Source organism: Saccharothrix espanaensis DSM 44229, from assembly GCF_000328705.1.
Classification (GTDB): domain Bacteria; phylum Actinomycetota; class Actinomycetes; order Mycobacteriales; family Pseudonocardiaceae; genus Actinosynnema; species Actinosynnema espanaense.
This window is the reverse complement of record NC_019673.1, coordinates 5,109,804-5,127,142: the sequence shown is the minus strand read 5'-3', so window position 1 is coordinate 5,127,142 and position 17,339 is coordinate 5,109,804. Positions and strand designations below refer to the sequence as shown.

General features: G+C 72.6%; 17 protein-coding genes. 14 read left to right on the top strand and 3 right to left on the bottom strand.

Annotated elements, in window-relative coordinates; genetic code table 11:
- The first annotated feature begins 202 nt into the window (after window positions 1-202).
- A complete protein-coding gene (locus BN6_RS22560) occupies window positions 203-1,174 on the top strand; it encodes a serine hydrolase (RefSeq protein ID WP_231904728.1) in 972 nt (323 codons plus the stop codon).
- A gap of 103 nt (window positions 1,175-1,277) precedes the next feature.
- Here the strand turns inward: BN6_RS22560 and BN6_RS22555 are convergent, their stop codons facing one another.
- Window positions 1,278-1,991, bottom strand: coding sequence for an aminoglycoside phosphotransferase family protein (locus BN6_RS22555; RefSeq protein ID WP_015102051.1), 714 nt, complete (start codon window positions 1,989-1,991; stop codon window positions 1,278-1,280).
- Window positions 1,992-2,331: 340 nt separating this feature from the next.
- Here BN6_RS22555 and BN6_RS22550 point away from each other — a divergent pair, with 340 nt between their 5' ends.
- From BN6_RS22550 to BN6_RS22515, 8 genes are read left to right on the top strand one after another with little or no spacing between them, the layout of a single operon-like run.
- A complete protein-coding gene (locus BN6_RS22550) occupies window positions 2,332-3,321 on the top strand; it encodes an ABC transporter ATP-binding protein (protein ID WP_015102050.1) in 990 nt (329 codons plus the stop codon).
- The gene (locus BN6_RS22545) at window positions 3,314-4,303 is read left to right on the top strand and encodes an ABC transporter ATP-binding protein (protein ID WP_015102049.1); all 990 of its coding nucleotides are present in this window, start codon (window positions 3,314-3,316) and stop codon (window positions 4,301-4,303) included. Before BN6_RS22550 ends, BN6_RS22545 begins: the two co-directional genes overlap by 8 nt.
- Complete coding sequence (locus tag BN6_RS22540) at window positions 4,300-5,907, top strand: ABC transporter substrate-binding protein (protein ID WP_015102048.1); 1,608 nt, start codon at window positions 4,300-4,302, stop codon at window positions 5,905-5,907. Before BN6_RS22545 ends, BN6_RS22540 begins: the two co-directional genes overlap by 4 nt.
- 2 nt (window positions 5,908-5,909) lie before the next feature.
- Window positions 5,910-6,296: a hypothetical protein gene (locus BN6_RS22535; protein WP_015102047.1), complete on the top strand. Its 387-nt coding sequence runs from the start codon at window positions 5,910-5,912 to the stop codon at window positions 6,294-6,296.
- A gap of 3 nt (window positions 6,297-6,299) precedes the next feature.
- Window positions 6,300-7,295 (top strand): ABC transporter permease, encoded by a 996-nt coding sequence (locus BN6_RS22530; protein WP_015102046.1) that lies wholly within the window; start codon window positions 6,300-6,302, stop codon window positions 7,293-7,295.
- Complete coding sequence (locus BN6_RS22525) at window positions 7,292-8,194, top strand: ABC transporter permease (RefSeq protein ID WP_015102045.1); 903 nt, start codon at window positions 7,292-7,294, stop codon at window positions 8,192-8,194. The genes BN6_RS22530 and BN6_RS22525 overlap by 4 nt, the downstream gene beginning before the upstream one ends.
- Window positions 8,170-9,168 carry an LLM class flavin-dependent oxidoreductase gene (locus tag BN6_RS22520; protein ID WP_015102044.1) on the top strand — a complete coding sequence of 333 codons (999 nt, stop codon included), beginning with the start codon at window positions 8,170-8,172 and terminating at the stop codon, window positions 9,166-9,168. The genes BN6_RS22525 and BN6_RS22520 overlap by 25 nt, the downstream gene beginning before the upstream one ends.
- A 46-nt stretch (window positions 9,169-9,214) precedes the next feature.
- Window positions 9,215-9,748, top strand: coding sequence for an XRE family transcriptional regulator (locus BN6_RS22515; protein ID WP_041313659.1), 534 nt, complete (start codon window positions 9,215-9,217; stop codon window positions 9,746-9,748).
- On the opposite strand, the gene BN6_RS22510 is transcribed toward BN6_RS22515, so the two are convergent.
- Window positions 9,729-11,147, bottom strand: a complete 1,419-nt coding sequence (locus BN6_RS22510) for an amino acid permease (RefSeq protein WP_015102042.1) — start codon at window positions 11,145-11,147, stop codon at window positions 9,729-9,731. The genes BN6_RS22515 and BN6_RS22510 overlap by 20 nt on opposite strands.
- 137 nt (window positions 11,148-11,284) lie before the next feature.
- Here BN6_RS22510 and BN6_RS22505 point away from each other — a divergent pair, with 137 nt between their 5' ends.
- The 5 genes from BN6_RS22505 to BN6_RS22485 all read left to right on the top strand — a co-directional run bounded on the left by BN6_RS22505 (window position 11,285) and on the right by BN6_RS22485 (window position 16,241).
- On the top strand, window positions 11,285-12,436 hold the full coding sequence (locus tag BN6_RS22505) for an aminotransferase class V-fold PLP-dependent enzyme (protein ID WP_015102041.1): 1,152 nt from the start codon (window positions 11,285-11,287) through the stop codon (window positions 12,434-12,436).
- Window positions 12,437-12,438: 2 nt separating this feature from the next.
- The gene (locus BN6_RS22500; RefSeq protein ID WP_051075682.1) at window positions 12,439-12,870 is read left to right on the top strand and encodes an OsmC family peroxiredoxin; all 432 of its coding nucleotides are present in this window, start codon (window positions 12,439-12,441) and stop codon (window positions 12,868-12,870) included.
- Complete coding sequence (locus tag BN6_RS22495) at window positions 12,867-13,568, top strand: cupin domain-containing protein (RefSeq protein WP_015102039.1); 702 nt, start codon at window positions 12,867-12,869, stop codon at window positions 13,566-13,568. The genes BN6_RS22500 and BN6_RS22495 overlap by 4 nt, the downstream gene beginning before the upstream one ends.
- Before the next feature lie 298 nt (window positions 13,569-13,866).
- The gene (locus BN6_RS22490) at window positions 13,867-14,628 is read left to right on the top strand and encodes a cyclase family protein (RefSeq protein ID WP_015102038.1); all 762 of its coding nucleotides are present in this window, start codon (window positions 13,867-13,869) and stop codon (window positions 14,626-14,628) included.
- On the top strand, window positions 14,625-16,241 hold the full coding sequence (locus tag BN6_RS22485; RefSeq protein WP_015102037.1) for a thiamine pyrophosphate-binding protein: 1,617 nt from the start codon (window positions 14,625-14,627) through the stop codon (window positions 16,239-16,241). Before BN6_RS22490 ends, BN6_RS22485 begins: the two co-directional genes overlap by 4 nt.
- Before the next feature lie 105 nt (window positions 16,242-16,346).
- Here the strand turns inward: BN6_RS22485 and BN6_RS22480 are convergent, their stop codons facing one another.
- Window positions 16,347-17,282, bottom strand: coding sequence for a GlxA family transcriptional regulator (locus BN6_RS22480; RefSeq protein ID WP_015102036.1), 936 nt, complete (start codon window positions 17,280-17,282; stop codon window positions 16,347-16,349).
- Between the last annotated feature and the right edge of the window lie 57 nt (window positions 17,283-17,339).

The window sequence follows — 17,339 nt, the reverse complement described above, 5'->3', positions numbered from 1 at the left end:
CCCCGACCGCGACTCCGTAAAACTGCCGTTACCGGGTGTGCTCGCCGACGGGTGGCCGCACGAGGCCGTGCCGGCACCCCGGCTGGCTACTTCTGGTGATCTGACGTGACTGCCCGTGCTTCGCACGTGGTGGAGGCGGCGGGATCTTCTTGGCGAGGGGACGACGGTCGACGGGATGGGGCGGTCCACGTAACCTGCCGTGGTGCATCTGCGTGCTTGGCTGGTCGTGGTCGCCTGCGCGTTGACGGTCGCCGCGTGCGGTGACGCGGCCCAGTCCGCGGCTCCGTCATCGTCGTTACCGGCCCGGACCTCGACCACTTCCGAAGCGCCCTCGTCGTCGCCCTCGCCGTTGCCGCCGTCGTCGTCCGTGCCGACGACCACCGTGGTGCCGTCGCCGACGGTCGTGACGACCGAGGCGAAGGCGGAGGACTGCCCGCTGCCGGCCTCCGGGTTCGACTGCGACCTGCAACGCCGGATCGGGGCCGTGAAGCGGTACGTCGCGAGCCGGCCCGGCAGCGTGGGCGTCGTGGTGCGCGACCGCCAGACCGGTGCGGTGTGGCGCAACGAGCACGCCGGCGACCTGGTGTGGACCGCCTCCACCATCAAGCTCGCGATGGCCGTCGACCTGCTCCGGCGCGACCACGCCGGCGGGATCTCGCTGACCGGCGAGGACCACGCGCTGATCACCGCGATGCTGCACGACTCGGACGATGACGCGGCCGACGCGCTGTGGTCCCGGTACGCGGGCGCGGACCGGCGGGTGTTCAACGCCGCGTTCCCGGCCTACGGCCTGACCTCGCTGGTGCCCGCCAACCCGTCGTCGCCCTACTGGGGCCTCCAGAAGTGCACGACCGACGACCTGGACCGGCTGATCGGCTACGTGCTGTCCAACCTGTCCGCCGAGGACCGCTCCTACGTGGTCGGGCAGATGCGCGCGGTGGGCCCGGACCAGCAGTGGGGCGTGTGGGGCGCGGGGCCGTCGGCGAGTCCGGGCACCAAGGACGGCTGGTCGGAGGAGGACACCGGCTGGGTGGTGAACACGGTCGGGTTCGTCGGGCCGGGCGAGCGCTACACGGTGGCCGTGATGAACGACCTCGCCGGCGAAGGCGGCTACGACGAGGGCCGGGCGACCGACACCGAGGTCGCCCGGATCCTGTTCGCCGACCGCTTCTGACGACCGCGCTTCCAACGACAGTTTCAGCGACCTGCGACCTGCGGCGCTCGCGCCGCAGCCTGACCGTGGCGCACGCACTGGCGGCCGGCCCGCCGCATCGGCGTCAGCGCAGGGCAGCGAGCAGCAACTCCCGGTGTTCGAGGATCAGGGCGCGGTCGGAGGCGGCCCACCTGATGGCGTTCTCGGCGTGCTCACGGCGCGTGGCGGTCAGGCTCGGGTCGTCGCGGTTCGTGGTTTCGTGGTCCACGATCCGGGTCTGTCGTCCGACCATCGCCGCGACGAGGTCGTCCGGGCCGATGTCGCCGTAGCCGTCGCGCAGTTCCCTCAAGTGCGCGGCCTGGTCGGCGATCGGCACGTTGCCCTGGCTCTGGACGCACCACGTCCACGCCAGGTAGGCCACGTCGTCCAGCCGGGTGCCCGGGGCGCAGCCGGACCAGTCGATGAAGGCCACCGGGGTGCCGTCCCGGAAGATCGTGTTGAACGGGCCGGGATCGCCGTGGACGACGCACTCCGCGCCGCCGGCGAGGGGGTGGCCGGCGGTGGCGTCGTGCAGGGCGCGGAGCATTTCGCCGCCTCGGGCGTAGGCGCCCTCGGCACGTTGCGTCGGGTGGTCGGTGGTCCGGCCGGGGAGGTGGGTCAGGACGTCGCGGCCCCGGTCGTCCACGCCCAGGTGGCGTGGGGCGTACGGGTAGCCGACGGACTCCAGGTGGGAGAGGACGCGGGCGGCGAAGGGGGAAGCCGGGGCGCGGTGCACGGTGTCGCCGATGCGGACGACCTCGTCCGCGCTGTGCCCACCCGCCAGGAATTCCTCGCTCATGGGCAGATCATCACCTCGGGCCGCCGCGACCGTCAACGGACTCCTGGCCTGGGCTCGCCGATCACCAGTGAGGAGAGCCCGGGTCGGAATCCGACACCGTGCTCGGGCCCGACCACGCCTGTGCACCGGGTTACCGCCTGAACACGATCGGCCCACGCCCATCGCCCAGACTGGGGGCGTGACCAGCACAAACGGCTGGTCGTCGGGTGGTGCCGCCGGCGGTGGCCGGCGCTGGGCGCGGTGCCCCGGTGCGGGCTCGGCGTCGACGCGCCGCCACCAGGCGTTGACAGTGTAGCTAAACGGATTTAGCCTTCCCAAAATCTGCAAGGGTGGAGGCGGCATGAACGAGTCCACTTCCGACACCGCACTGCTCGCGATCGAGAACCTGCGCGTGACCTTCCACGGCGAACGGGAGGTCCCCGCTGTGCGCGGGGTGTCGTTCTCCCTGTCCGCCAAGGAATCCGTGGCCGTGCTCGGCGAGTCGGGTTGTGGCAAGACCGCCACCGCCCGTGCGGTGATGGGACTGCTCGACCCGGGAACCGAGGTGGCCGGCCGGATCGTCTACCGGGGCGAGGACGTGCTCGCCCTGCCCGCCAAGCGCCGCCGGGCGTTGTGCGGCAGCAAGATGGCGATGGTGTTCCAGGACGCGCAGACCGCGCTGAACCCCTCGTTCACCGTGGGCGACCAGATCGCCGAGATGTTCCGCGTGCACGCCGGCGCGTCGAAGAAGGCCGCGCGGGAGCGGGCGACCGACCTCATCTCCAAGGTCGGCATCCCGGATGCCAAGCGGCGCGCCAAGGAGTACCCGCACCAGCTCTCGGGCGGGATGCGCCAGCGCGTGGTGATCGCGATGGCGGTCGCGCTCGGTCCGGAGCTCCTGCTCGCCGACGAGCCGACCACGGCGCTCGACGTCACGGTGCAGGCCCAGATCATCGACCTGCTCCAAGAACTGCGCCAGGAGTACGAAACCGCGCTCGTGCTGATCACCCACGACCTCGCCGTGGCCGCCCAGGTCGCGTCCCGGGGCGCGGTGATGTACGCCGGACAGGTTGTCGAAACCGGTGCCCTGGAACGGCTTTACCGCTCGCCGCGACACCCGTACACGATTTCTCTGCTGGAGTCCGTGCCCCGGGTGGAGCGCCGGGTCGACGACCTGGGCTCCATCCCCGGCTCCCCGCCGGACCCGGCGGCGCTGCCCGAGGGGTGCGCGTTCGCCTCGCGCTGCCGGTTCGCCGTCGACGTCTGCCGCGTCGAACAGCCAGTGCTGCGCGGTTTGGCGGACGGTTCCCTGGTCGCGTGCCACCGCGCGGAGGAGGTGGCCGGTGCCTGATTCGTTGCTGCGGGCGGAGAACGTCGTCAAGCACTACAACGTCCGAAATGGACGCAAGCGCGGCGTGGTCCGCGCGGTGCACGACGTCAGCTTCGAGCTGGGCCGGGGCGAGACGCTGGCCCTGGTCGGCGAGTCGGGGTGCGGGAAGTCCACCTTGGCCCGAACGCTGGTGTGCCTGGAGGAGCCGACGTCCGGCCGGGTCGTGCTCGACGACGTCGACCTCGCCGGGCTGTCGGAACGCCGGCGCAGGCCCCGGCGCAAGCGGATCCAGATGGTCTTCCAGGACCCGTTCGCCTCGCTGAACCCGAGGATGAGCATCGGCGACCTGGTCGGCGAGGCGTACGAGGTGCACGGCCTGCCCGACGGCGTCGGGTCGGCGCGCGCCGCCGTGGCCGAACTGCTCGACCGGGTCGGCCTCGACCCCGCCATGGCCGGGCACCACCCCCGGCAGCTCTCCGGCGGGCAGCGGCAGCGGGTCGCGATCGCCCGCGCCCTCGCGCCGCACCCCGCGGTGCTGATCTGCGACGAGCCGACCTCCGCGCTCGACGTGTCGGTGCAGGCGCAGATCATCGCCCTGCTGCGCCGGTTGCAGGCCGACCTCGGCATCTCCTACGTCTTCATCAGCCACGACCTGGCGGTGGTGCGCCAGATCGCCGACCGCGTCGCGGTCATGTACCTGGGCCGGATCGTGGAATCCGGTACCGCGCAGGAGATCTTCGACACTCCGCAGCACCCCTACACCCAAGCCCTGCTCGCCTCGATCCCCACGCTGACCCCGGGCCGTCCCGCCCGGCTCGACGGCGAGGCGCCCAGCCCGATGAACCCGCCCGCGGGCTGCCACTTCCGCCCGCGCTGCCCGCACGCCCGGTCGGAGTGCGGGCAGCGCCTGCCCGACCTGGCCGCGGTCTCGCCGACCCACTCGGCCGCCTGCCTGTTCCCCCAGATCCGCCGCTCGCACATCCCCACGGAGGGACAATCGTGACCGGTCACCACCCACCCCTGAACCGGCGGGGTTTCCTGCGCGCGGCCGGAGGCGCCGCGCTGCTCGTCCCGTTCGCCTCCGCCTGCGCCGACACCCGCACGACCCAGTCCGGTGGGGGCGGCACGCTCAGGTACGCGTTGTCCGCCGAGCCCAAGGGACTCGACCCGGCCTCCACCGGCGAGTCCAACTCCGGCATCGTGATCCACAACGTCTACGACCGGCTGCTGGAGCTCACCGGTGACGGCAAGGACGTCTCCGCCGGCCTCGCCGAGCGCTGGGAGGTCACGCCGGACGGCATCGGCCACACCTTCCACCTGCGCCAGGGCGTGAAGTTCTCGGACGGCACGGTGCTCGACGCCGCCGCCGTGGTCGCCTCGCTGCGCCGCACGATGGAGGTCGGGCAGGGCGCGAGCGACCTGCTGGTGGACCACGTCAAGCCGGGCAACATCGTCGCCAAGGACGCGGGCACCGTCGTCATCACGCTGGACGCGCCGTTCTCGCCGTTCCTGCGCACGCTCGCCCTCGACGCGGTCGGCTCGGTGGTCAACCCGGCCGTGGTCGCGGCGAACAAGACGCAGGCCGACCCGACGGCGGCGAAGTACCTGGCCCGCAACATGGCGGGCAGCGGCGCGTTCCAGTTCGTCCGCTGGACGCCGAACCAGGTGATCGAGCTCAAGGCGTCGGACAGCCACTGGCGCGGCCGGCCGAAGCTGGCCGGGGTGCTGTTCAACTCGCCGGTGGAGCCGTCGACGGCCGCCCTCCAGATCGAGCGCGGCGACCTCGACGTGGTCGGCAACCTGCCGGTGAACCTGATCGAACGGCTCGCGCAGCGCGACGACGTCACCGTGCTGGCCACGCCGCTGCTGGACATCACCTACTGGATCTTCCAGACCGAGCAGGCCCCGTTCGACGACGTGCGCGTGCGCCAGGCGATCTGCTACGCGATCGACCACGAGGCGATCATGGCCAACGTCGTGAAGGAGAGCGGGATCCCGCTGCGCGGCCCGATCCCGGGCAGCCTGATCGACGGGTACAACGACAACAAGGACGTCGTGGTCTACAAGCGCGACGTCGCCAAGGCCAAGGAACTGCTCGCGCAGGCCGGGCACGCCAACGGCCTGAAGATCGACAGCACCTACGTGCCGGGCTACGGCACGTTGAAGCAGATCGCGGAGGTGATGCAGGCCAACCTGAAGGAGGTCGGCATCGAGTGCGCGATCGGCGAGCTCCCGCTGTCCACCATCATCGACAAGGTCGGCAAGGGCGAGCTGCCGTTCTTCTCGTGGAAGTCCACCTTGAACTACGCCAGCCCGGACGCGTTGCTCTACGGCAAGTTGCACGGCAAGGCGTCCCAGTCGGTGGAGGGCAACCTCGCGCACTACCGCAACGACAAGGTCGACACGCTGCTCGACCGGGCCCGCGGCTCGGCCGACAAGCAGGCGCAGGACGCGGACTGGCTCGCGGCGTCCGCCCAGATCAGCCAGGACGCCCCGTGGCTGCCGCTGTACCAGGACGTCGACCGCCGGGCGGTGCGCAAGAACATCAGCAACTACAAGGAATCCGCGCTGTCGCGGCCGGACCTGTTCACCGTGGGGAAGGACTGAGCATGGCAGAGGACAACAGCATCATCGAGGTCGAGTCGTGGAACATCCGCGAAGGGGTGGACCCGGCCGAGTACCACGAGGGGATGCGGACCTGGTTCCGCTGGGTGGCCGACCACCGGGCCGAGCTGTTCCCGGAGTGGAAGGGCGCGTCCTACTACCACGAGGTCGACCCGGCGACGCTGACGCCGACCGGCCGGTACACCCTGCTGTTCGAGTACCACTCGGAAGCCGAGCGGCGGGCGTACAAGGAGCGCCGCAAGGACTGGTCCGGGCCGTACGCGGAGTACAAGAAGGTCGACCCGTACGAGCCGTTCCTGGACAACGTGACGCTGAACTTCTGGGAGCCGGTCGAGCGCGGGCTCTGGCTCCCCGGCCAGTCGCGGTCGTAGTCCATGGGCCGGTTCGTACTGCTGCGGGCGTTGATCGCCGTACCGCTGGTGCTGGCGGTCTCGGCGATCACGTTCCTGCTCACGCACATCGTCCCGGGCGACCCGGCGCGGGTGCTGGCCGGGCTGAACGCGAGCGAGGAGGCCGTCCAGCGCATCCGCGAGCAGGCCGGGCTGGACCAGCCGCTGCTGACCCAGTTCGGCCTGTACCTGGAACGGCTGGTGCGCGGCGACCTCGGCGACTCGCTGACCAACGCGCAGCCGGTGCTGGTGAACCTGGTGGACGCGCTGCCCGCGACGATCGAGCTGACCGTCGCCTCGCTGGTCGTCGCGCTGGCGCTGGGCATCCCGCTCGGCGTCCTCGCGGCGACCCGCCGGGGCGGGGTGTTCGACCACCTGGGGCGGGTGCTCAGCCTGGCCGGGGTCGCGGTGCCGGTGTTCTGGGTCGGCATCGTGCTGGTGGTGGTCTTCTACGCCCAGCTCGGCTGGCTGCCCAGCGAAGGGCAGGGCGGCGGGATCGACCGGATCACCGGGTTCGCGTCGCTGGACGCGATCCTGCGCGGTGACGGCGCGGGCTTCCTCGACGTGCTGCACCACCTGGTGCTGCCCGCCACCACGCTGGCCCTGCCGACGTTGGCCCGGATCATGCGGACCACCAGGGCGTCGATGCTGGAAGCGCTGGCCGAGCCGTACGTCGCCACCGCGCGGGCGAAGGGCGTCCCCGAGTTCCGGGTGGTGTACGTGCACGCCCTGCGCAACGCGATGATGCCGGTGGTCACCGTCACCGGCCTCGCGTTCGGCTACCTGCTCGGCGGTTCGGTGCTGGTGGAGAAGATCTTCAAGTGGCCGGGCGTCGGGCGCTACGCCTACGACGCGATCACCGTGCTGGACTACAACTCCGTGATGGGGGTGACCCTCGTGGCGACCGTCGCGTTCCTCGTGGTCAACCTGCTGGTGGACGTGCTGCACGCGGCGCTCGACCCGAAGGTGCGGCTGTCATGACCACGGCGGAGCTGCCGCGCCGGCTGCGCTTCCGGCTCAGGCTGTCCGGGTGGCGGCCGTCCACGGCGATCGCGCTCGGCGTGCTGGGCCTGACGGTGCTGATGGCGTTCATCCCGGGGGTGATCGCGCCGTACGACCCGAACGCGATCGACCTCGGTGCCACCTTCCGGTCGCCCTCGGCCGACCACCTGCTGGGCACCGACAACAACGGTCGGGACGTGTTCAGCCGGATCGTGCACGGGGCGGGCATCTCGCTGGCGATCGGCGTGTCGGTGGTGCTGTTCTCCACCGTCGTCGGGGGCGGGCTCGGGCTGGTCGCGGGCTTCCGGGGCGGCTGGGTGGACGAGGTGATCATGCGGATCACCGACGTGTTCCTCTCGGTGCCCTACATCCTGCTGCCGATGGTGGTCGTGGTCGCGCTGCAACCGAGCCTGGTCAACACCACGATCGCGTTGGCGGCGGTGTGGTGGCCCTCCTACGCCCGGCTGATGCGCGGGCAGGTCGTCTCGGTCCGGCGACGGCCCTACGTGGACAGCGCGATCGTGCTCGGTGTGCCGACCCGGCGCATCCTGCTGCGGCACGTGCTGCCCAACGCGATGGGGCCGGTGGTCGTGCTGGCCACCACGGACGTCGGGTTCGTGATCCTGGCCAGTGCCGGGCTCGGGTTCCTGGGCCTGGGGGCGCGGCCGCCGACACCGGAGTGGGGCGTGATGACCAGTGACGGCCTCGGGTTCCTGCTCGACGCCTGGTGGTACTCGCTGTTCCCGGGCCTGGCCATCGCGGTGGTCGTGCTCGCGTTCACCATCCTCGGCGACAACGTCGGGGACCGGCTCGCCCGGGGTTCGGGCGGCCAGAAGCGAAAGGTGCGTCAGAAGTGGTCCTCACCAGCATCCGGCTGACCCAGTTCGTCGGCGGACCGGCCGAACTGGTCGACCTGGCCGTCACGGCCGAGGAGGCCGGGTTCGACCAGGTGTGGTTCGCGAGCGACCCGTTCATGCTGCACACGTGGTCGTTGTGCACCGCCGTGGCGCTGCGCACCTCGCGCATCCACATCGGCGCGCTCGGCATGAACCCGGCCACCGTCGACCCGTCGGAGATCGCCGCCCACCTGGGCACGCTCGACCTGCTCTCCGGCGGGCGGGCGCTGGCCGGGATCGGCTCGCACACCGACGGGATGGTCCCGAAGATCGGCCTCGACGGCTCGACCATCCCCGGCCGCACGGCCGAGGCGGTCCGGCTGGTCCGGGCGCTGATCGCCGGGCAGGACGCGCCGACCGACGGCGAGCACTACCGGTGGCAGCCGGGGTGCGCGCTCGGCTTCACGCCGCACCGGTCGCGGATCCCGCTGCACGTCACGGCCTACGGCGAGGAGTTCCTCACCGCCGCGGGCGGGTACGGCGACGGCGTGCTGCCCATCCTGTTCCCGCCGGAGACCGCCGCCGAGGTGGTCGGCTGGATCCGGGCCGGTGCGGTGGCGGCGGGCCGCGATCCGTCCGAAGTGGACGTCGCGGGCTGCGTCTGGGTGTCGGTCGCCGACGACCCGGCCGCGGCGGGCGACCTGATCCGGCCGACGATCGCGTTCTTCGGGCCGTACCTGTCCGAGCACGAGCTCGCGGTGGTCGGCCTGAGCCCGGCGGACTTCGCCCCGGTCACGGCCGCGCTGGCGGCCGACGGCGTCGAGGCGGCGGCGCGGCTCGTCACCGACGACATGCTGCGGCTGGCGGTCGTCGGCACGCCGGACGAGGTCGCGGTCCGGTTGCGCGGGCTGGTCGACGCGGGCGTCACCCAGCTCAGCATCGGCGGCCCGCTCGGTCCCGACCCGGACGCGGCGATCCGTTTGCTGGGTGAGCGGGTGCTGCCGGCGTTGAGTTGACTACTGTCTGAGCCGGATCGACGACGATGGGAGAGCACCTACCGTGATGGGCGAGCGGATTCGGGAGCTGCGCGCGGCGCGGTCGATGACGGCGACCGAGCTGGCGAAGGCGGCCGACGTGTCGGTCGGGTTGATCAGCCAGGTCGAGCGCGGGATCACCGACCCGAGCCTGGAGACCGTTCGCAAGATCGCGCGGGCGTTGGACACCCCGGTGTTCAACCTCTTCCAGGACACCGACCTGGAGCGGGTCGCGGTGGTGCGCAAGGACCGCCGGATGGACATCCGCTCGCCGCAGGGCGGCTTGGTCTACCAGCGGGTGTCGGCCGGCGTCGGCAAGATCGAGGTGCTGGAGGGGCTGCTGGAACCGGGCGCGGTGTCCTCGGAGTCGGGCTGGAGCCACCCGTCCGACGAGTGCGTGGTGGTGCTGACCGGACGGCTCGTGCTGGAGGTCGACGGCGAGCGGTACGAGCTGAAGCCGGGCGACAGCGGGAGCTTCGACTCCCGGCTGCCGCACCGCTACCTCAACGAGACGACCAAGCCGGTCCGGTTCCTGCTGTCCGTCACGCCCCCGAGCTACTGACACCGCCGGCGCGGGCCCGCCGGCGGGCGATCACCAGGTAGGCCACGACCAGGAAGGCGAAGAACGGGACACCGGCCGACCAGGCGGTGTCGAGGCCGTCGACGAACGCTGTGGACACCAGCACGGCGGCCAGGAACAGCGCGGCCAGCCCGCTGGTGACGGGCGCGCCCCACAACCGGACCGGGGACGCGGGGCGCGCGGAGCGGCGGAACTTCCAGTGGGTCACCAGGATCATGATCCACACCACCAGCGCGCCGAACACCGAGATCCCGAACAGCACCAGGTAGGCCGTGTCCGCCGCGGTCGCGGAGAGCGCGGCGGCCAGGGCGAGGCCGAGCGCGGCCAGGCCGAGCGCGTTGCGGGGCACCCCCGACGGGCTCAGCCGGCCCGCCCACGCCGGCGCGAAGCCGTCGCCCGCGAGCGAGTGCACCATGCGGGTGGAGAGGTACAGGTTGGTGTTCGCGCTGGACAGCGCGGCCGTCAGCACGACGAAGTTGGTGATCGCCGCCGCGGCGGGGACACCGGCGCTCTCGAACACCCGCACGAACGGGCTGGTGTCGACCGTGCCGCCCTGCGCGGTCACCTCCCACGGCACGACGGTCAGCACGACCGCGATGGCCAGCACGTAGAACAGCACCAGCCGCAGCACCATCCGCCGCGCGGCGCGGGGGATGTCCCGCTCGGGCCGCTCGGACTCCGCGGCGGTCACCGCGACCACTTCGGTGCCGATGTAGCTGAACAGCACGAAGACCATGGCGAGGAACAGCCCGTTGATCCCCCCGGGGAGGAAACCACCGTGCGCGGTCAGGTTCGTCAGCCCGGTGGCGGGCGAGTGGGGCAGGCCGACGGTGATCAGGACGACGCCCAGGCCGATGAACACGACGATCGCGACCACCTTGACCATCGCGAACCAGTACTCGACCGTCCCGAAGAACCGGACGGCGAGCGCGTTCGCGCCGAGCAGGACCGCCGAGAACACGGCGGTCAGCAGCCACAACGGCAGTTGCGGCCACCAGAACCGCACGTAGAGCCCGGCCGCGACGACCTCGCCGCCGACCGCGATCACCTGGATCGTCCAGTAGGTCCAGCGCTGCACGAACCCCGCCGGCGGTCCGAGGTACTGGTGGGCGACGGCCCCGAACGACCCGGCACGCGGGTGCACCACGACCATCTCGGCCAGCGCCCACGCGATGACGAACGCGACCAGCGCGCACACCGCGTAGGCCACGATCGTCGCCGGCCCGGCGCGCGAGATGGCCAGGCCCGAACCGAGGAACAGGCCGGTGCCGATCGCGCCGCCGAGGCCGATCATGCCGACCTGCCGCCCGGTCAGCGCGCGCCACAGCCCGGCGGGGTCGGGATCGTCGGTCGGTGGCGGGGTCGCGCGCGGGGGCGTCATGGCACCTGCCGGAGTCCGGTGGGGGAAGGGATCCAGGGGAGTCTCCGGCCGGGCCGGTGCGGTGTCAACGCCCGGCTTGACTTGGCTCGGCGAGGCTACCTACCATCGTTTAGTCACACTAAAAGTTTTGAGGTGTCATGCCAGCGAAACTCACCAGCCGCCAGTTCCGGGAGTGCTTCCCCGTCCTGGCCGACACCGTGCACCTGGCCAGTTGCAGCCAGGGCGCGCTGTCCGGCGAACTGCTGACCGCCCTGTCCGAGATGACCTTCACCATGCGCGAGCACGCCGCGCCGTGGGACCTGTGGATGGCCGAGGTGGACCAGGCGCGGCGGCGGTTCGCCGCACTGGTCAACGCCGATCCCGACGAGATCGCCGTGGTGCACTGCGCTTCCGACGGCGCCTACCAGGTAGCGTCCACAAAGGACTGGTCGGCGCGGCCCGGGATCGTGACCACCGACATGGAGTTCCCCTCGGTCGGGCACATCTGGGTGGCGCAGGCGGCGCGGGGCGCGCAGGTGACCCACGTGCCCGAGCGGGACGCCTGCGTGGACACCGAGGAGCTGCTCGCCGCGATCGACGAGCGGACCGGCCTGGTGTCGGTGCCGATCGCCTCCTACCGCAACGGCGCGCGGTTGCCGGTGCGCGAGGCGGTCCGCAAGGCGCACGAGGTCGGCGCGCGGGTCTTCGTCGACGCCTACCAGGGCGCCGGGGTGCTCCCGGTCGACGTCCGCGAACTCGACTGCGACTACCTGGTCTCCGGCGCGCTCAAGTACCTGCTGGGGCTGCCGGGCGTCGCGTTCCTCTACGCCCGGGGCGGCCTGGCCGACGACCTGCCGCCGCAGCTCACCGGCTGGTTCGGCCGGGTCGACCCGTTCCGGTTCGACCCGCGCACGGTCGACTACCCGACCCAGGCGCGCCGGTTCGAGACCGGCACGCCGGGCATCCCCGCGGTCTACGCCGCCAACGCCGGGATGCGGCTGCTGTCCCGGGTCGACGCGCACGACGTCGAGCGGCACGTCGGCGGGCTGGCGGCGCTGACCACCGGCCGACTGGTCGAGGCGGGCGAACGGGTCTGGGCACCGCGCGACCCAACCCACCCCGGCCCCCAGGTCGCCCTGCTCGACGACGACCCCAACGCCCTGGCCGCCTACCTGGCCACCCGCCGCATCGCCGCCGCGCCGCGCGGAACGGTGCTGCGCTTGGCCTTCCACTACTTCAACGACGAGTCCGATGTGGACGCGGTGTGCTCGGCGATCGCCGACTACCGCGCGACGAACCGAGGAGCCTGAAGGTGCTGCACATCCGCAAGTCCTCCCGAGCGAGCTGGCACGGCCCGGCGTCCACCGGCAGCGGCACGCTCGACCTCGGCCGGCGCGGCGCGTCCCTGCCGTTCAGCCTGCGCAGCCGGGTCGGCGACGAGCCCGCGACCAACCCCGAGGAGCTGCTCGGCTCCGCGCTGGCCGGGTGCTTCTCGATGTCGCTGGCGAACCTGGCGGAGGAGGCCGGCACGCCGGTCGAGTCGGTCGACGCGGTCGCCGTCGTCCACCTCGTGCAGACGCCCGAGGGCTTCCGCATCCCCACCGTCGAGCTGTCCTGCGTCGTCCACGCGCCGGGCGCGGCCGAGGAGCGGGTCCTGGAGATGGCGGAACAGGCCGAGCGCACCTGCCCGGTGCGACTGCTCTACAACGCCGACGTCACGTTGAAGGTCGAGGTGCGGTCGTGAGCAAGGTCTTCCACTACAGCGAGGTCGAACCGTCCTGTGCGGACGGTGACACCGTGGACGTCCGGGACACCCACCGGGACGACGAGAACGGGCTGCGGCAGGCGGTCTACCACGTGCGCGCCGGCCGGTCGAAGCCGCGCTCGCCCGGTGCCGGCCGGCTGGAGACCCTGTTCGTGCTCTCCGGCGAGGGGGCGCTGCACGTCAACGGGGAGAGCCACGCGCTGCGCGCCGAACTCGCCGTGCTCGTCGTGGGGGAGGACACCTACGAGATCACCACCGACAGCGAGGTCGTGCTGGTGTCGGTCTCGGCCGAGCAGCACGCGGACGTGGCGTGCGGCGACCGTCGCGCGTGGATCGACCTGGCCGACCAGGTCAAGCAGGACGCGGTGAGCGACCGCGAGTACCAGACCCTGTTCGACCCCGAGAAGGGGTGCTCGGGCGTGACCCAGTTCGTCGGCTACATCCCGACGCTGCGCACCCCGATGCACTTCCACCCGTACAGCGAGATGGTGTTCGTGCTGTCCGGGACCGGGCAGGTGGAGATCGCGGGCGTGACGTCCACGGTCGGCGCGGGCACGTGCTTCTACCTGCCGGCCGGCGTCCACCACCTGGTGGAGAACCTGGGCGACGAGGGCTTCCTCCGCCTGCTCGGCGTGTTCGTGCCGGCGGGCAGCCCCTCGGAGAACATGCCCGCCTGACCACCCCTCGTGGCACACCCGCCAGGCACGCCCGGCAAGCACGTTCGCCCGGCAAGTCCACCGGGCACGTGCGCCCGGCACGCTCGGCAGACACGTCCGGCAAGTGATCTCGGCGGGCACGTCCGGTCGGCGGGCTCGCCGGGCGGGTCCGGGCGGCACGCCGGAGAGCCCCGGGCGCGTGACATGTCGTGTGGCGTAAGGCAAAGTACGCTCGCGCGTCGAGCGGTCCCCAACGTCCTGACCAGGACCGCGACCGGTGAGGCGCGGCGGTCCAAGTTCCGTGAGATGGGAGAGGCTGATGGCGATTCTGTCCGACCTGCTCGGCGCGCTCGGTTCGGGACGGGTCGAGGTCGTCGACCTGACCGCTCCGCTGCACGCGGGCACCCCGCTGTTGCAGCTCCCCGAGCCGTTCGCGAACACGATCCCGTTCCGGCTGGAGGAGATCAGCCGCTACGACGACCGGGGACCGGCCTGGTACTGGAACGACATCCACACCGGTGAGCACACCGGTACCCACTTCGACGCGCCGGTGCACTGGGTGACCGCCCGGGACGGCGAGGACGTCTCCCAGGTCGCGCCCGGCAAGCTCATCGCCCCCGCGGTGGTGCTGGACTTCTCCGCGCAGGCCGCGCAGGACCCGGACTTCCTGCTGGAGGTCGAGCACGTGCGGCAGTGGCAGCAGGAGCACGGCCCGCTGCCCGACGGCGGCTGGCTGCTCTACCGGACCGGGTGGGACGTGCGCGGCGAGAGCCAGGAGGAGTTCGTCAACGGCGGCCACAGCCCCGGCATCTCGCCGGCGTGCGCCCGCTGGCTCGCCGAGGAGTCCCCGGTGATCGGCGTCGGCGTCGAGACGGTGGGCACCGACGCGGGGGCCGCGCACTCGTTCGAGCCCGCTTTCCCCTGCCACTCCTACCTCCTGGGCGCGGGCAAGTACGGCCTGACCCAGTTGCGCAACCTCGCGGCCCTGCCGCCGACCGGCGCGGTGGTGCTCACCGCGCCGCTGCCGATCGTCGGCGGCTCGGGCAGCCCGAGCCGGGTGCTGGCCCTGGTCGAACGATGACCGTCGCGGACGCCGTCGGCCGCGCGCTGGCCGATCTCGGTGCCGACCACGTCTTCGGCGTGGTCGGCAGCGGGAACTTCCACGTCACCAACGCCCTGGTCGCCGGGGGAGCGCGGTACGTCGCGGCCCGGCACGAGGGCGGCGCGGCCACGATGGCGGACGCGTACGCGCGCACCAGCGGCCGGCTCGGGGTGCTGTCGGTGCACCAGGGGTGCGGGCTGACCAACGCGATGACCGGGATCGCCGAGGCCGCCAAGAGCCGCACGCCGATGGTCGTGCTGGCCGCCGAGGTCACCTCGCCGCACTCGAACTTCTTCGTCGACCAGGCGGCGCTGGCCACCTCCGTCGGCGCGGTCGCCGAACGCGTCACCTCCGCCGGGTCCGCCGTGGACGCGGTGGTGCGGGCGGTCCGCCGGGCCACGCACGAACGCCGCACCGTCGTGCTCAACCTGCCGCTCGACCTCCAGTCCGAACCCGCACCGGCCGGCGCGCCCGAGCCCGTGCCGCCGCACGTCCCGCCCGCGCCCGACGCCACGTCGGTCGAAGCGCTCGCGGCGGCCATCGCCCGCGCCCGGCGCCCGGTGTTCGTCGCCGGCCGGGGCGCCCGGCACGCCCGCGCGGAGCTGGAAAGCCTCGCCGAGACGTGCGGCGCGCTGCTGGCGACCTCCGCGGTGGCCAACGGTCTGTTCACCGGCAACCCCTGGTCGCTGGGCATCTCCGGCGGCTTCGCCACCCCGCTGGCGGTCGAGCTGATCAGCGGCGCGGACCTCGTGGTCGGCTGGGGGTGTGCGCTGAACATGTGGACCACGCGGCACGGCAGCCTGCTCGGGCCCGAGGCCACCGTGGTGCAGGTCGACCTCGACGCGGCGGCGCTCGGCGCGCACCGCTCCGTCGACCTGGGCGTGGTCGGTGACGTGCGGGAGGTCGCCGCCGCCGTGCGGGTCGAGCCGGCACCGGGCTACCGCACGCCCGAGCTGGCGTCGCGGATCGCGCTGACCGGGCGCTGGCGCGACGTCCCGCACGTCGAGGAGTCCGAAGTGGACCGGATCGACCCGCGCACGCTGTCCGCCCGGCTGGACGATCTGCTGCCGGCCGAGCGGGTGGTCGGCGTCGACTCGGGCAACTTCATGGGCTACCCGAGCGGGTACCTCGCGGTGCCCGACGAACGCGGGTTCTGCTTCACCCAGGCGTTCCAGTCGATCGGCCTGGGCCTGGCCACCACCATCGGCGCGGCCCTGGCCCGGCCGGACCGGCTGCCGGTCGCCGCGCTGGGCGACGGCGGCGGCCTGATGGGCATCGCCGAGCTGGAGACCGTGGTCCGGCTCGGCCTGCCGATGGTCGTGGTGGTGTACAACGACAGCGGGTACGGCGCCGAGATCCACCACTTCGGGCCCGGCGGCCACCCGCTGGACACCGTGCGCTTCGCCGACACCGACCTGGCCGCCATCGGGCGCGGGTTCGGCTGCACGGCGCTGACCGTGCGCCGGCGTGACGACCTCGCCGGCCTGACCGAGTGGCTCGACGGCCCGCGCGACACCCCGCTGCTGATCGACGCCAAGGTCACCACGGGCCGGGCGTCCTGGTGGCTGGAGGAGGCGTTCCGGGGCCACTGAGCCTTCGTCGTCGTGGTTGACGGTGGGTCTCGACGTGGTGCAGGACGAGGATGGCCGCGATGGTCGCGCAAGCCGGTCGGGCGGCGCGTTCACCGGCGGCGGGGCTCAGGGGGTGCGGAACGCCCGTCGGTAGGCGCCGGGGGTGGTGCCGACCCGGGCGCGGAAGCGGCGGCGGAGGTTGACCGCCGAGGTGAGGCCGACCCGGGTCGCGATCGCCTCGACGGGCAGGTCCGTGCGTTCCAGCAGGTCGCGCGCCTCGGCGACGCGACGGGCCAGCAGCCACCCGCCGGGCGTGGTGCCGAGCCGGTCGGCGAAGCGGCGGGCCAGGGTGCGCGGCGAGACGTTGAGGTGTCCGGCCAGGTCGGCTACCGACAGCGGCGTGCCGAGGCGCGCGCCGGCCCACTCCAGCAGGCCGTCCAGCTCGTCCGAGGGCGGTGGGGCCGGCGCGTACTGGGCCTGGCCGCCGTCGCGGTGCGGCGGCATCACCATGTGCCGCGCGACGAGGGCGGCGTGCGCGGCCCCGTGGTCGCGTCGGACCAGGTGCAGGCACAGGTCGATGCCCGCGCCGGCCCCGGCGCTCGTGGCGACGTCACCGTGGTCGACGTAGAGCACGTCCGGCTCGACCCGGACCCGGGGGAACTCGCGCTGCAACTGCGCGGCGCGCGCCCAGTGGACGGTGGCCGAACGGCCGTCCAGCAGCCCGGTGCGGGCCAGGGCGAACGCCCCGGTGCAGATCGTGACCAGCCGCGCCCCGCGTCCGTGCGCCCGCAGCAGCGCGCGACGCACGCGGTCGGGCAGCGGCGCGTCCACCGGCGTCCAGCCCGGGATGAGGACGGTGTCCGCGGACGCCAGCGCGGACAGGCCGTGCGTCACGGACATCGAGTACCCGGCCGACGTCGGCACCGGGCCGGGGGTCTCGGTGCACACCTCGAACTCGTAGTGCCGCGGCACCCCGGCCCGGGGCGTGCCGAAGACCTCTGCGGCGCACCCCAGCTCGAACGTCGACTGCACCGGCCGCACCAGGGCCACCACTCGATGCATGGCAGGAATGTACCCCATGGTGTCTTTGTCGCCACTGTCGCGGCGTGGTCCGCGCGC

What these genes read in the sequence shown, in the direction of transcription:
- BN6_RS22490 (WP_015102038.1), top strand. Translation starts at nt 13,867, where the DNA reads ATGGCGATTCTGTCCGACCTGCTCGGCGCGCTCGGTTCGGGACGGGTC.
- BN6_RS22555 (WP_015102051.1), bottom strand. Translation starts at nt 1,991, where the DNA reads ATGAGCGAGGAATTCCTGGCGGGTGGGCACAGCGCGGACGAGGTCGTC.
- BN6_RS22530 (WP_015102046.1), top strand. Translation starts at nt 6,300, where the DNA reads ATGGGCCGGTTCGTACTGCTGCGGGCGTTGATCGCCGTACCGCTGGTG.
- BN6_RS22535 (WP_015102047.1), top strand. Translation starts at nt 5,910, where the DNA reads ATGGCAGAGGACAACAGCATCATCGAGGTCGAGTCGTGGAACATCCGC.
- BN6_RS22505 (WP_015102041.1), top strand. Translation starts at nt 11,285, where the DNA reads ATGCCAGCGAAACTCACCAGCCGCCAGTTCCGGGAGTGCTTCCCCGTC.
- BN6_RS22485 (WP_015102037.1), top strand. Translation starts at nt 14,625, where the DNA reads ATGACCGTCGCGGACGCCGTCGGCCGCGCGCTGGCCGATCTCGGTGCC.
- BN6_RS22525 (WP_015102045.1), top strand. Translation starts at nt 7,292, where the DNA reads ATGACCACGGCGGAGCTGCCGCGCCGGCTGCGCTTCCGGCTCAGGCTG.
- BN6_RS22480 (WP_015102036.1), bottom strand. Translation starts at nt 17,282, where the DNA reads ATGCATCGAGTGGTGGCCCTGGTGCGGCCGGTGCAGTCGACGTTCGAG.
- BN6_RS22515 (WP_041313659.1), top strand. Translation starts at nt 9,215, where the DNA reads ATGGGCGAGCGGATTCGGGAGCTGCGCGCGGCGCGGTCGATGACGGCG.
- BN6_RS22550 (WP_015102050.1), top strand. Translation starts at nt 2,332, where the DNA reads ATGAACGAGTCCACTTCCGACACCGCACTGCTCGCGATCGAGAACCTG.
- BN6_RS22510 (WP_015102042.1), bottom strand. Translation starts at nt 11,147, where the DNA reads ATGACGCCCCCGCGCGCGACCCCGCCACCGACCGACGATCCCGACCCC.